At 62.3% G+C, this 14155-nt stretch carries 13 protein-coding genes; all 13 read left to right on the top strand.

Annotated elements, in window-relative coordinates:
• The first annotated feature begins 49 nt into the window (after positions 1-49).
• The 13 genes from GIW81_RS10675 to GIW81_RS10610 all read left to right on the top strand — a co-directional run bounded on the left by GIW81_RS10675 (position 50) and on the right by GIW81_RS10610 (position 14117).
• Complete coding sequence (locus GIW81_RS10675; RefSeq protein ID WP_154739170.1) at positions 50-616, top strand: MotE family protein; 567 nt, start codon at positions 50-52, stop codon at positions 614-616.
• Complete coding sequence (gene flgH / locus GIW81_RS10670) at positions 613-1332, top strand: flagellar basal body L-ring protein FlgH (protein WP_154739169.1); 720 nt, start codon at positions 613-615, stop codon at positions 1330-1332. Before GIW81_RS10675 ends, flgH begins: the two co-directional genes overlap by 4 nt.
• Before the next feature lie 13 nt (positions 1333-1345).
• Entirely contained in the window at positions 1346-1855 is a 510-nt protein-coding gene (locus tag GIW81_RS10665) for a flagellar basal body-associated FliL family protein (protein ID WP_154739168.1), read from the top strand.
• Positions 1852-2646 (top strand): flagellar type III secretion system pore protein FliP, encoded by a 795-nt coding sequence (locus GIW81_RS10660; RefSeq protein WP_154739167.1) that lies wholly within the window; start codon positions 1852-1854, stop codon positions 2644-2646. Before GIW81_RS10665 ends, GIW81_RS10660 begins: the two co-directional genes overlap by 4 nt.
• A gap of 146 nt (positions 2647-2792) precedes the next feature.
• Positions 2793-3734, top strand: coding sequence for a flagellin N-terminal helical domain-containing protein (locus tag GIW81_RS10655; RefSeq protein WP_154739166.1), 942 nt, complete (start codon positions 2793-2795; stop codon positions 3732-3734).
• Positions 3735-3963: 229 nt separating this feature from the next.
• On the top strand, positions 3964-4929 hold the full coding sequence (locus tag GIW81_RS10650; RefSeq protein ID WP_154739165.1) for a flagellin N-terminal helical domain-containing protein: 966 nt from the start codon (positions 3964-3966) through the stop codon (positions 4927-4929).
• Between the two features lie 279 nt (positions 4930-5208).
• Positions 5209-6147, top strand: coding sequence for a flagellin N-terminal helical domain-containing protein (locus GIW81_RS10645; RefSeq protein ID WP_154739164.1), 939 nt, complete (start codon positions 5209-5211; stop codon positions 6145-6147).
• 311 nt (positions 6148-6458) lie between these two features.
• On the top strand, positions 6459-7397 hold the full coding sequence (locus GIW81_RS10640) for a flagellin N-terminal helical domain-containing protein (RefSeq protein WP_154739163.1): 939 nt from the start codon (positions 6459-6461) through the stop codon (positions 7395-7397).
• Between the two features lie 57 nt (positions 7398-7454).
• A complete protein-coding gene (gene fliF / locus GIW81_RS10635) occupies positions 7455-9167 on the top strand; it encodes a flagellar basal-body MS-ring/collar protein FliF (RefSeq protein WP_324614969.1) in 1713 nt (570 codons plus the stop codon).
• A gap of 2 nt (positions 9168-9169) precedes the next feature.
• Positions 9170-9787: a hypothetical protein gene (locus GIW81_RS10630; protein WP_154739162.1), complete on the top strand. Its 618-nt coding sequence runs from the start codon at positions 9170-9172 to the stop codon at positions 9785-9787.
• The gene (locus GIW81_RS10625; protein WP_154739161.1) at positions 9754-10914 is read left to right on the top strand and encodes a flagellar motor protein MotB; all 1161 of its coding nucleotides are present in this window, start codon (positions 9754-9756) and stop codon (positions 10912-10914) included. Before GIW81_RS10630 ends, GIW81_RS10625 begins: the two co-directional genes overlap by 34 nt.
• A gap of 1231 nt (positions 10915-12145) precedes the next feature.
• Positions 12146-13597, top strand: coding sequence for a flagellar hook-length control protein FliK (gene fliK, locus GIW81_RS19365; protein ID WP_195930508.1), 1452 nt, complete (start codon positions 12146-12148; stop codon positions 13595-13597).
• A complete protein-coding gene (locus GIW81_RS10610) occupies positions 13554-14117 on the top strand; it encodes a transglycosylase SLT domain-containing protein (RefSeq protein ID WP_154739158.1) in 564 nt (187 codons plus the stop codon). Before fliK ends, GIW81_RS10610 begins: the two co-directional genes overlap by 44 nt.
• Positions 14118-14155: the final 38 nt, after the last annotated feature.

Here is a 14155-nt window from a genome sequence, read left to right as displayed (position 1 = left end):
TACAAGCGACATCATCACGGGCTCCTTCGATGCTATCGAATCGAAACGGATGCTGTCGCCAGCCGACTCGGCCCGGTTGTTCGCCGAGGAGGGAGATGCGCCGCCCGACGCGTTGATCACCGGTACGGTGGACGGTCAAGGCTCCGATCTTGCGCGCGGGTATTGCGCCAACATCGCCGGTACGGCGGCGGAAGCACGCATCGCTTTGCAGAGGGCGAAGCTTGCCGAAGCCGAAAAGGCGATCGGCTATCGAATAACCGCGTTGGAGGTGAAGACCGCGGAGTACAAGGTCTGGGTCGACCGGCGCGACCAGTTCCTGAAACGCGCCACGGCCTCGCTGGTGAAGATCTACACCCAAATGGAGCCCGACGCGGCTTCGCTGCAGCTCGCTGCCATGGACGAGGAAACGGCGGCCGCGCTCTTGGTGAAGCTCGAGCCACAAAACGCGAGCGCCATCTTGAACGAGATGGCGCCGGAAAAGGCGGCACGGCTGACGGCTACGATTGCCGGCGCCGTGCGGGCGCCGAAGCCGAACGGGGGTCCCGCGGGCGCCGCGGCTGCGCCACCAACTGGGTACGCGCCTCAACGCGCCGACTCCCCTGAGGGCAGGTCATGATCGCAAGGATCGCCATTTGCCCTCTGCTTGTAGCTCTGTTGACCGCATGCGCGGTCGACGTGCGCGATTTCAATCGCGAGCCGCACATGACGCCGGTGGGCAGTGGTCTCGTGCCTAAGAGGGTCGCGATGATCAGCGAGCCGGCGCCGGAACCGACCTATCGGGGCAACAACTCAATTTGGCAGGATTCCCGCGCGGATCTCTTTTCCGATCTGCGCGCGAGGAGGATCGGCGATACCGTCACGGTCAAGATCTTCATGAAGGACAGGGCTTCGCTCGCCAACGATTCGGAGCGCAAGCGCGATGCGTCTAACTCGCTCGACCTCGGCTTTACCTATGGCGCCACTTCAAGCGACATCACGATCGCGAACGGGGGCGAATTGGGCGCAAGCGCAGACTCCCAGACCAAGACCAAGAGCGAGGGCGGGATCGAACGCTCTGAGAAGATCGATCTCCTCGTTGCCGCCGTCGTCTCCGATGTCCTCCCGAACGGCAACCTCGTCATCAGCGGGTCGCAGGAGGTGCGCGTCAATTTCGAAATGCGCGTGTTGAACGTCGCCGGTATCGTGCGTCCAGTCGATATCTCCGCCGACAACTCGATCGCCTACGAGAAGATCGCCGAGGCCCGCATCGCTTACGGCGGTCGCGGACGCCTGATGGAGGTTCAGCAGCCGCCTTGGGGGCAGCAGCTGGTCGACAACGTGTTCCCCTGGTGATCGGTCGCTTGGGATGACGACAGCCAACGAAGAAGGAAGTGTAGCTGAGGGCAAGACACCCCCCCGGCAACTTTCCACGTTCCACTTTATCCTCATCGTCGCCGCGCTGACGCTGGCGGCAGCAGGCGTCGGGTTTCTATCCGGCCTGCGAATTCTCTCCAGCGCGCAGGAGACCGTGGCAAGCAAGGGAGTTGAGCCGCCGCCGCTGCTCGGCGGGCTACAGCACGTGGACAGTGCGAATCTGAGAACCATGACGCCGATCGTGACGAACTTGGCAGGGAGCCCGCCTGTCTGGATCCGCCTCGAGGCGTCTCTCGTCTTCCATGACAATCCTAAAGACGCAGACGCGCTCGCCGCCCGCATCTCGGAAGATATCGTCGGCTTTCTACGCACGGTTTCGGTAGCGCAGATAGAGGGAGCGATCGGCTTCCAGCATCTGAGTGAGGATTTGAACGACCGCGTGCGCGTGCGCAGCAACGGTCGAGTGCAGGAGCTCGTCATTCAAGGATTGATCATCGAATGAAAAGAGGTCTCCTCATCGTCTGCCTCCTGCTGCTGAGTTCTGTGCAGGTCGCGGCCCAGCAGTTGCCGAGCCTGGACTCAATCATGCCGCCGGGTGATGCATCGGCCGCAGGCCGGATCGTCCAGCTCGTTCTCTTGATTACGGTGCTGTCGGTCGCGCCGGGAATTCTCATCATGGTGACGTGCTTCACGCGATTCGTGATTGCACTGTCGTTCTTGAGGGCCGGGATAGGTCTGCAGACGACCCCAGCCAACTTGATCCTCATCAGCCTGGCGCTGTTCATGACTCTCTACGTCATGGCGCCGACCTTCGATCGGGCCTGGCAGGGGGGCGTCGCGCCCCTCATGGAGAATAAGATCACGGAGGCGGAGGCCTACGAGCGCATCACCGCCCCTTTTCGCGCTTTCATGCTCGCCAATGTGCGTGACAAGGATCTAAAGCTCTTCAATGACCTCGCTCACGAAACCCTCTGGGCGAAGCAGAACAAGACTGAGGGCGACGCCGCGCCGCCTCCGCCTCCCACTCCTCCCAAGACGGACGAGGCCAATCTCGAAATGCGCGTCCTCATACCCGCATTCATGATCTCCGAGCTCAGGCGCGGATTTGAGATCGGGTTTCTCATGGTTCTGCCGTTCCTGGTCATCGATCTGATCGTTGCAACTCTGACGATGTCGATGGGCATGATGATGCTGCCTCCGACCGTCATCTCTCTACCGTTCAAGATACTGTTCTTCGTGCTGATAGACGGCTGGAACCTGCTCGTCGGAGGGCTCATCCGATCCTTTGCGTAAAATGTCGCCAGCCCAATCGCTTTGGTTGAGAACGAGTTGATGACAGGTTGGGCGCGACTCGCCCAAAGGCATGATGCCGTCCTGTCTTGCCGGCAGCACCCCGGTATGTCCCACGAAAAATAGGCAAACATCAGGGACAGCCTCACATGGCCAGTATCAACACCAACGTCGCCGCAATGACCGCGTTGCGGTCGCTGACGGCAACCAATCAGGCCCTCACGCAAACCCAGGACCGCATCTCGACCGGCCTGCGCGTCGCGACCGCCGCCGACAACGCCGCCTACTGGTCGATCGCGACCACGATGAAGTCGGACAACTCTGCGCTCTCCACGGTGCAGGACGCGCTCGGTCTTGGCGCTGCCACCGTCGACGTGGCCTACACCGCCATCGACCAGGCGAAGAACATCGTCACCAAGATCAAGGACAAGCTCGTCGCCGCGGCGCAGCCCGGCCTCGACCGCGCCAAGATCCAGACGGAAATCACCGAGCTGCAGGCGCAGCTCTCCGGCATGGCCGGTGCGGCAACGCTGCAGGGCCAGAACTGGCTTTCCGTCGATTCGAGCGTTGCCGGCTACAACGCCGTCAAGAATATCGTCTCATCGATCAGCCGTGCCGGCGGCTCCATTTCGGTGCAGACGATCTCCATCAACACCGGGGCCATGGTGCTGTTCGATACGAACGCTGCCGCCAGCGGCATCCTGGACAGCACGCGTAACGCAACGACAGGTGTGGTGGACCCCGCCGGTACCTTCACCATCGCGACGCTCAACATCTCGGCGTTGACCGACAGCACGGCCGATCTCGCCATCCTCGACGGCTACATCAAGGGCGCCGACCGGGCGATCACCGAGATGGCCGCCGGCGCGACGGCGCTCGGTGCCGCCAAGGCGCGCATCGAGATCCAGCAGTCGTTCGTCGACTCGCTCATGGACGCCATCGAGGGCGGCATCAGCCAGCTGGTCGATGCCGACATGAACGAGGAATCGACGAAGCTGCAGGCGCTGCAGGTGAAGCAGCAACTCGGCATCCAGGCGCTCAGCATCGCCAACGGCTCGAGCCAGAGCATCCTGCGTCTGTTCCAGCAGTAAGGAATCGATAGGCAAGACGCCGGAGGGGCCAATGCTCTCGACGAGCATGGCCTTCCTCGTCGGCGGGTTGATACGAGCAAGGTCTCGTTAATCAAACTGCAACCGGCGTCGCTTAAGGGTAAGTCGATGACAGGTTGGGCGCCGTTCGCCCAAGGGCATGATGCCGAACTGTTGTGCCGGCAATCCGGTATGTCCCCCAAAAATTAGCTAATCCCAGGGACAACCACACATGGCTAGTATCAACACCAACGTCGCCGCAATGACCGCATTGCGGTCGCTGACGGCTACAAACTCGGCGCTCACGCAAACCCAGGAACGCATCTCGACGGGCCTGCGCGTCGCGACCGCCGCCGACAACGCTGCCTACTGGTCGATCGCGACCACGATGAAGTCGGACAACTCTGCCCTCTCCACCGTGCAGGATGCCCTCGGGCTCGGCGCCGCCTTCGTCGACGTGGCCTACACGGCCCTTGACGAGGCGAAGAACATCGTCACCAAGATCAAGGACAAGCTCGTCGCCGCCGCTCAGCCCGGCCTCGACCGCGCCAAGATCCAGACGGAAGTCACCGAGCTGCAGGCGCAGCTGGGCGGCATGTCTGGCGCGGCGACGCTGCAGGGCCAGAACTGGCTGTCCGTCGACTCGAGCGCGGCCGGCTACAACGCCACCAAGCAAATTGTGTCATCGATCAGCCGTGCCGGCGGCGCCATCTCGGTCCAGACGATCTCCATCAATACCAGCTCGATGGTGCTGTTCGATTCGAACGCGGCAGTGGCCGGTGTCGGCATCCTAGACGGCTATCGCAACGGAACGACGGGTGCGATCTATGCCGTGCAGCCAGCTGTTCCCGCCGCCACTGACTTCCGACTCGCCAACATCAACATCTCGGCGCTGACCGACAGCACGGCCGACCTCGCCACCCTCGACGGCTACATCAAGGGCGCCGACCGGGCGATCACCGAGATGGCCGCCGGCGCGACGGCACTCGGTGCCGCCAAGGCGCGCATCGAGATCCAGACGTCGTTCGTCTCCAGCCTCATGGACGCAATCGAAGGCGGCATCAGCCAGCTCGTCGACGCCGACATGAACGAGGAATCGACGCGCTTGCAGGCGCTGCAGGTGAAGCAGCAACTTGGCATCCAGGCGCTCTCGATCGCCAACGGCTCGAGCCAGAGCATCCTGCGTCTGTTCCAGTAACAGACCGCGCCCGTTAGACAACAAGGCCAAGACCTCTCCGAGGGCTTGGCCTTTTTCTTTTGGGGGCTCGGGAGGAATTGAGATCGCCTTCTTCGCGTCGGTGGACTGAATCGATCCGTTCCGCAAGGTCTCGTTAATCAAACTGCAACCGGCGTTGCTTAAGGGTAAGTCGATGACAGGTTGGGCGCCGTTCGCCCAAGGGCATGATGCCGAACTGTTGTGCCGGCTGCGACCCGGTATGTCCCCCCAAAATTCGGCCAATTCCAGGGACAAACCTCAATGGCTAGTATCAACACCAACGTCGCCGCAATGACCGCATTGCGGTCGCTGACGGCTACCAACTCGGCGCTCACGCAAACCCAGGAACGCATCTCGACGGGCCTGCGCGTCGCCACCGCCGCCGACAACGCCGCCTACTGGTCGATCGCGACCACGATGAAGTCGGACAACTCGGCCCTCTCCACGGTGCAGGACGCCCTCGGCCTCGGCGCCGCCTTCGTCGACGTGGCCTACACCGCCATCGACGAGGCGAAGAACATCGTCACCAAGATCAAGGACAAGCTCGTCGCCGCGGCGCAGCCCGGCCTCGACCGCGCCAAGATCCAGACGGAAGTCACCGAGCTGCAGGCTCAGCTCTCCGGCATGGCCGGCGCCGCGACACTGCAGGGCCAGAACTGGCTGTCGGTTGACTCCAGCGCTGCCGGCTACAACGCCACGAAGAGCATCGTCTCCTCGATCAGCCGTGCCGGCGGCGCCATTTCGGTGCAGACGATTTCCGTCAATACCGCCTCGATGGTGCTGTTCGACGCCAACGCTGCCGCCAGCGGCATCCTCGATAGCACGCGTAACGCAGCGACCGGTGTGGTGGACCCCGCCGGTACGTTCACCATCGCAGCGCTCAACATCTCGGCGCTGACCGACAGCACCGCCGACCTCGCCATCCTCGACGGCTACATCAAGGGCGCCGACCGGGCGATCACCGAGATGGCCGCCGGTGCGACGGCGCTCGGTGCCGCCAAGGCGCGCATCGAGATCCAGACGTCGTTCGTCTCTAGTCTCATGGACGCAATCGAAGGCGGCATCAGCCAGCTCGTCGACGCCGACATGAACGAAGAATCGACGCGCTTGCAGGCGCTGCAGGTGAAGCAGCAACTTGGCATCCAGGCGCTCTCGATCGCCAACGGCTCGAGCCAGAGCATCCTGCGTCTGTTCCAGTAACAGACGGCGCCCGTTAGACAACAAGGCCAAGCCCCCGAGCGGGCTTGGCCCTTTTATCGCGCGGCAGCAATCAACCGAACACGATGCAAAGGGCGTGCGAAACTTCAGCCGGTGTTAGCCGTCTCTTGAAGACACCACATCGCTATGCTCGCCCAGCTGGCACCGTTAGCAGTCCAGCAACCATTATTCTTTAAGCCTTAAGCCATGACAGGTTGGGCCCCGTTTGCCCAAAGGCATGATGCCGTCCTGTCATGCCGGCAACCCGGTATGTCCCCCGCTTCTGTGCTCGAGTAACCCAGGGACAAACCTCAATGGCTAGTATCAACACCAACGTCGCCGCAATGACTGCATTGCGGTCGCTGACGGCTACCAACTCGGCGCTCACGCAAACCCAGGAACGCATCTCGACGGGCCTGCGCGTCGCGACCGCCGCCGACAACGCTGCCTACTGGTCGATCGCGACCACGATGAAGTCCGACAACTCTTCACTCTCCACCGTGCAGGACGCCCTCGGCCTTGGCGCCGCCTTCGTCGACGTGGCCTACACGGCCCTCGACGAGGCGAAGAACATCGTCACCAAGATCAAGGACAAGCTCGTCGCCGCGGCGCAGCCCGGCCTCGACCGCGCCAAGATCCAGACAGAAGTCACCGAACTGCAAGCGCAGCTGACCGGCATGGCCGGCGCGGCGACGCTGCAGGGCCAGAATTGGCTCTCCGTCGATTCGAGCGCGGCCGGCTACAACGCCACGAAGAGCATCGTCTCCTCGATCAGCCGTGCCGGCGGCGCCATTTCGGTGCAGACGATTTCCGTCAATACCGGTTCGATGGTGCTGTTCGACGCCAACGCTGCCGCCAGCGGCATCCTCGATAGCACGCGTAACGCAACGACCGGTGTGGTGGACCCCGCCGGTACCTTCACCATCGCGGCGCTCAACATTTCGGCGTTGACCGACAGCACCGCCGACCTCGCCATCCTCGACGGCTACATCAAGGGCGCCGACCGCGCGATCACCGAGATGGCCGCCGGTGCGACGGCGCTCGGTGCCGCCAAGGCACGCATCGAGATCCAGACGTCGTTCGTCTCCAGCCTCATGGACGCCATCGAAGGCGGCATCAGCCAGCTCGTCGATGCCGACATGAATGAAGAGTCGACGCGCTTGCAGGCGCTGCAGGTGAAGCAGCAACTTGGCATCCAGGCGCTCAGCATCGCCAACGGCTCGAGCCAGAGCATCCTGCGTCTGTTCCAGTAAGGCAACAGCTTCGAAAATTGGAAAAGCCAAGCTCTCTCCGAGGGCTTGGCTTTTTTTTTGGCAATTCTCGCGCAAGGTTCCCCACGAAAGATCGCTCCGGCAACCCATAAAATGGATTCGGTTTGCCTGGGGAGGCGCATGGTCTGGAGCGATCAGCTGAAGCAGTTGTGGGGCAACTTGCTTGCCCTCGGTCCGCGGCGGCTGGCGGCGCTAGGCCTCGTCGGGTTCACTGTCTTCGTGGCCGTCGGCCTTGGCAGCTACTTTTTGAGCCGGCCCGACTACGAGACTTTGTACGCCGGGCTTGAATCCCAGGACGTCTCGCGCATCGGTGCGGCGCTGCAGGAAGCGGGCATTTCCTTCGACGTCAATCCGGAAGGTACGACGGTCCTGGTCCATCCCGGGCAAGCCTCGCGGGCGCGGATGCTTCTGGCGGAAAAGGGTCTGCCAAGTAGCGCCGGCGCCGGCTACGAGCTCTTCGACAAGATGGGCGCTATCGGCCTGACCTCCTTCATGCAGGAAATCACGCGGATACGCGCGCTCGAAGGCGAGATCGCGCGCACCATCCAAGGCATGAAGGGCGTTCGAGCGGCGCGTGTTCATATCGTCATGGCGGAGGCCGGCTCTTTCCGCCGCAGCACTCAGCAACCTTCGGCGTCGGTGGTAATCCGCACCGACTCCGCAGCGGATTTCTCGTCTGCTCAGGCGATTCGCCACCTTGTTGCAGCCGCCATTCCGGGGATGACGGTAGACAAGGTCCGCGTTCTCAGCACCGACGGTACCGTGCTTGCCGCCGGCGACGGAACCTTCAACGCAGCGCCAACCAAGATGCTGGAGCTGGAGCGAACCGTTGCAAGCGAGCTGAAGCAAAACGTGAGCGAGACGCTGGCGCCCTACATAGGCATCGACAATTTCGAGCTCAGTGTTGCCGCCCGCCTCAACATTGATAAGCGCCAGATCAACGAGACCGCCTTCGATCCCGACTCGCGGTTCGAGCGCTCTCGGCGCACGATCAAGGAGAAGTCGAACTCGAAGGATTCAGACACTTCTCAACCTGTCGGAGTGGACCAGAACCTTCCGGCTGAGCAGACGCAAGGCGCGGCGGCAGACAAGGGTTCGTCACGGTCAAGCGAGCGCAAGGAGGAGCTCAAGAATTTCGAAGCAAACTCCAAGACGATCTCGACTGTTAGCGACGGCTATAGGATCGACGCCCTGACGGTCGCCGTGGTGATCAACCGCAAACGTTTGCAGGCGCTGTTGGGCGAGAAGGCCTCCCAAGAGGCGATAGATGCAAAGCTGAAGGAGGTTGAGAGTCTGGTCTCATCGGCGACGGGCGCCGATCAGAAGCGCGGCGACCGGATTACGGTGGCAGCGGTCGAATTCCTGGCCGCCGGCGATCTGCTAGAGCCTGTAGCGTCCCCTGGGGTCGGCGCCTATCTGCTCGACCAGATGGGCACGTTTGCGAAGGCCCTCGCCGTAGTCGCTGCTGCCCTGATACTCGCATGGTTCGGCTTGCGGCCTGCGACGCGCATGCTGCTCGAGTTCCAGCCTCCTCAGGTTGCCGAAACCGCAAATCAGTTGCCGTTTGAACCGCAAATTGCCTCGGCGTTTGCCATGGACTCGCAGTTCGCTTCCGAGCCCGCTCCAGACCTCATCGGAGATTTGACCAGCAAGATCAATCGCACACCGCAGAAGCGGCTCGAGCAGATGGTGGACTACGACGAGGACCAGGTGGTCGCGATCCTTAAGCAGTGGCTGCGTGGAGGGACATAGGTGTGAGCGTGTTTCCGGCGGCGCCGTTCCTCGTCGACTTCGGCAGTCCGGAACTCGCGTCGGAGGTTGCCGAGGAAATGCTACTTGAGGCCTCGGCGGCGGGCGCTGAAATCGACTGGGCGGAGCGCGTCGAGGAAGCCTATACGCGAGGGCTTGAAGAGGGCAAAAGATCAGCGGAAGCCGAAACAGTGGTTCTGCTCGATGAGCAGAAGGCGGCTTTGGATCAAAACCTTGCCGCAGCTCGCGAGGCGTGGTGCACGGAACAAGGTCCGCGCCTCGCTGAGCAGGTCGGGATCGCCATCCGCGGCATGGAAGATCGCATCGCCGGGTCTGTCGAACGTGTCCTCAGGCCCTTCTTGGCCCAGGCTGTTCGTGATCAGGCAATAGGCCAGCTGCGTGAGATAGTGAACGATCTCACCGCCACAAATCCCGGTATCACCCTCGAGATCTCAGGTCCTGAAGATCTTCTCAGCGCAATGCGGGCGAGCCTGTCATCGTCCGTCGCCAATGCGTCCTACGTCGTCAATGAGGCATGTGACGTGCAGGTCAGGGCCGGCGCGTCGGTTATTGAGACCCGCATCTCGGCTTGGCTACAAAGCAGCGAGGCGCAAGTCACATGACGGGACCTCAGGGTGAAGGCGAAGAGGACACGAAGCAGCACGAGCTCGTCATCATTCGCCGGCGAAACAACGGCGAGGAGGCGCCGCACAAGGGTGGCGTCTGGAAAATCGCGCACGCCGATTTCATGACGGCGCTCATGGCGTTCTTTCTGGTCATGTGGCTGATAACCGCGACCGACGACAAGACGATCACCGGGGTCGCAAACTACTTCAATCCAATGCGATTGAGCGATGCAACCACGAGGCCAAAGGGCGCCTTCACCATGGAGCCCGGTGACCAGCATGAGGGCGGCGAGAACGGATCGTCAGAATCCGACAAGCGGGCCGGCTCGCGTGCGGGTAAGGGGGCGGACGATAAGAAAAACGCCGAGGCGGCCCTCTTCAGCGATCCGTATGAGGCGCTCGACAAGATCGCATTGGAGGCCGGCAAGGACGGGTTGGCCAAGGCGAATAGAGGAAACAAGCCGGGACAGGGAACGGGGGAAGCGTTCCGTGACCCCTTCGATCCCGATCTACGCTACGACCCCTCGCGGCAAGGTGATGCCTCAGGACACCCCGGCGCGAAGGATGATGCGGGTACGGCGGCAGGAGCGGATAAGAGCGCCAAAAGCGAAAAGAGCGATCCTGTCTCCTCCCAGTCACCGGCCAGTCATGAAGCTGACGCCAAGAGCGCGCCGGACTTGCGGCGACAAATTGAAGAGAGTGTCAAGAAGTCTGGTTTCTCCGCCATACCGGGCATCGATGTTCGCTCGACGGAAGAAGGCCTGCTGGTCACCATCAACGACCAGCCGGGTTTTGAGATGTTTGGCATCGCATCGGCGAGCCCGAAGCCCGAGCTTGTGGTGCTGATGGAGAAGATCGGCAAGATCCTCCTCGGACGCCCTGAGCATATTGTCCTTCGCGGCCATACGGATGGCAGGCAGTTCAGGTCGGAAGATTATGACAATTGGCGGCTTTCGACCGCTCGGGCGCAGATGGCCTACTACATGCTCGTGCGCGGCGGCATTCCCGACGTTCGCATCGATCGGATCGAGGGGCACGCGGATCACGAGCTCAAGATTGTCGACCAGCCGCTGGCAGCCGAAAACCGGCGCATCGAAGTCCTTCTCCTGAGGGGCAAGTCCTGATGCGGGCCCTGGCTCTTTCCCTCCTGCTGCTCTTGGCCACGTCCCCCGCGGTCGCGCAGACCACAAATGGGTCCGACAAGAAGCCTTTTGAGCTCGTGCGCGAACTGCAAATTTTCCAAGACCAAGCGGTTCTGAAGAGCAAGAACGCTCGTGCCCGGCAAACGGATTATGTTGCGAAGGTCGCTGCACAGCTCGCCAATTTCGATGCAAGCGCATGGTCTGACCGGAGGAACGCGCGCGCAGCCGTGATCTATGTACTTAGCGGCGGTGACCCTCGCGTGTTGAGCAAATTGCTGGGTTCTGGCGCTGCGCTCGGTGTCGACGACCAACTCGTCAAAGGCGCATTGGCGTACGGCGAGCGGCGGGACACCGAAGCTACCCAACTCCTCGATGGCGTAGACTTCGAATTGCTCGATCGCAGCGTTGGCGGCCATGTGGCTCTCGTGCGGGCACTGCTCGTGGCACAGAGCGACCCCCGTAAGGCAATTGCTCTACTCGACCGAGCGCGCATCATAGCGCCCGGCACAATCGTCGAGGAGGCGGCGCTGCGGCGTCAGGCAATACTGGCGGCAAAAGTCGGCGACCTCGATGCTTTCGAGGCGCTCTCTTCCCAGTATTTCAGGCGGTTCGCCAGCTCGATTTTCGAGCGAAGCTTCGAGCGCCAATTCGCCAAGGAAGTTGTGTCCAAGGGCTATGCTGCCGACGCAAAGCGCCTTCCAACGTTAGAGAAGCTGCTTCGCGGCCTGTCTGAGATGCAGCGCAGGGAGACCTGTCTTGCAATCGCTGAGGAAGGCATTGCCGTCGCCGACGTGGAGATAGTGCGCTTTGCGGCGCGTCTCGCGGGCATGGATGCAAAGGCGCAGCCTCTCGATGCGATGCGCATGCTCCTGTTCGAGGCGGCCGCCGTGATCGCGACACCCGACCACGAGCAGGGCCGCATGGCGCTCCGTCTGGTCGATAAGTCAAAGCTTGGCGCGCGGGAGGAGGGTTTGCTCTATGCGGCCACCGCCGTTGCCGACGAGATTTCGCGGCCGCCGTCGCTCGCGCCAGGGGCCGAGCAGGCGCAGACGCCGGCAGGCGAGCAGGATAGTTCTGCGAGTTCAAGCGCACTCAACGATGCGCAGGCGGCGATTGCGCGCGTCGACGGGCTCTTAGTCGAGACCTCCAGATGACGACACCGGGAGCAGTTTCAGGCCAGGCAACCACTTCCTCGAAAGCGGGGGTTGGGGCCGTGCGCGACACTGGCGCCAAGAGTGCTCCGGGCGGACAGACCGCTGAAGGAGAAGACGGGTTCGGCGACGTCCTGTCGAAGCTGCAGAACAGCGACTCCGACGAACCCGCGTTGCCCAAGGACCATCCGAGGGCAGGCGAGCGGACCAACGCTCGGCGGCACACCATCGAGGCGCAGCTAGTTCCAGAAGGCAGCCGTGCCGATCCGAACGTCGGTTCTGTGCCCGATGTTTCTGACAACGATCTGCAGCTCCTCAGCGATCCGCAGCTGGACGGAGCGGTGACCGTCCAATCCGATCCGCTAGGTCTCATTGCCACGGTGCCGAATGGCGTGGCCGGTGTCGCCCCACTCAATCTCGTCCCGTCATCGGCCAAGAATGAACCAGGTGCACCCACGCTGTTTTCGTCCCCACCCCAATCAGCAGATCCGACGGCCGCAGCCGGGGAAACCCGGAGCGTGACGTTCCGACAGACTGAGGCGGGGCTACAGCTCCCGGCCGAGGCAACGGCCAAAGGCGAGTTGGGCAATATCGATCATCTCGCAACGGCCAGTGACCCCGCTCTGGCGCGCCTGGCACCCCTCGGCACCGCAAACGACAAGGACAAGTTGGAGCGGGCGCAAAGGAGCCGGACGCCTGTAACGTCGATGGACATTTCCACGCCGCAGGCGGCCAACGGTGCCGCAGCACTCGTGCAACGGCATGAGATTTCCGCCGCAATCGATCGGCCCAATGCAAGCGTTCAGCGTCAGGAAACACACTTCGCGCCGCTTTCCACGGTTGGCCCTCAAGCGAGTGTTTCCGTGGGAGACGGCAGCAAATCCGCGACGCCTCCCGAAGCGTATGGTGGAGAGGCTGCTGCGGCGCCGGACTTGGTTGCGGCGGCGCTGCCTTCCTTCGAGGACTCGTCCTCGATCGCCATGCCGCCCGCACAACAAATCGCCGGCCGCATTGCCGCCGAGGCCACTTCGGCCCCTGAGTTTGCAGAGCGCACAGACATGGCGCCACCAATGCAGCAGGGCATGAAGCCGGCACTCAAGATACTTCAGATCCAGCTGCAGCCCGCAGATCTTGGCACCGTTACGGTGCGCATGGAGCTGAAAGACACCGAATTGACGTTGCACGTCGGAGCTGACCGGAAGGAAACGGCAGATCTGATCCGCAATGACCAGGACACCCTCACCAATCTCCTTCGGTCTGCCGGCTACAACGTCGATACCGGCTCGGTCCGAATAATGGATGACAGGACGCTGTCATCTCAGCAGCCCGGACAGCAGGGCGCTCAGACAAACCTACAGTCCTCGGCACAGTCGCAGTCCGGCGCGTCGGATCGTCAGGGGCATGCGCAGCGCGGGGGTACGGGCACGAACGGCGGCGATACTGGACACCAAACAGGCCGGAACGACACCAATGAAACGACTACAAATCGCCCTGGTCGCGGCGTGTATGTTTAGCGGACAGACAGCACTCCTCGCAGAGGAGCCCAACCTTTGTGAACGCGAGCTCGTACGAGCAGCCGCCATTCACGACGTTCCATTGAGCATGTTGTATGCCGTCGGACTTTCCGAGTCGGGTCGCGGCGGGTCACTGCAGCCCTATGCGCTCAATATCGACGGGCGCTCTGCATATGAGCCGAACAAGCAAGCAGCACTACGTGCATTCCGCCAAGCGAAGCTCGGTGGGGCTAAGCGCATCGACGTCGGGTGCATGCAGATCAACCACCATTATCACAGCGAGAGTTTCGGTTCGCTCGAGGACATGTTTGACCCCGCTCAGAACGTAGCCTATGCGGCCCGCTTTCTGAGCGAGCTCAAGGAGCGCGAGGGCAGCTGGACGAAGGCGGTCGCGCGATATCATGCAGGCCCTAAAAATGCTCCGGCGCAGAAAGCCTACGTTTGCCGTGTTATCGGCAACATGGTGGCAGTTGGTTTTGGCGAATGGACGAGTGATGCCCGCGCCTATTGCAATCGATAGGATGAGCCGGCGGCGTCCGACACATCGAAACTGTTGGT

Origin of the sequence: Hyphomicrobium album (assembly GCF_009708035.1) — a bacterium.
Classification (GTDB): domain Bacteria; phylum Pseudomonadota; class Alphaproteobacteria; order Rhizobiales; family Hyphomicrobiaceae; genus Hyphomicrobium_A; species Hyphomicrobium_A album.
The sequence above is the reverse complement of the archived record's forward strand: the minus strand, read 5'-3'. Positions and strand labels throughout refer to the sequence as shown.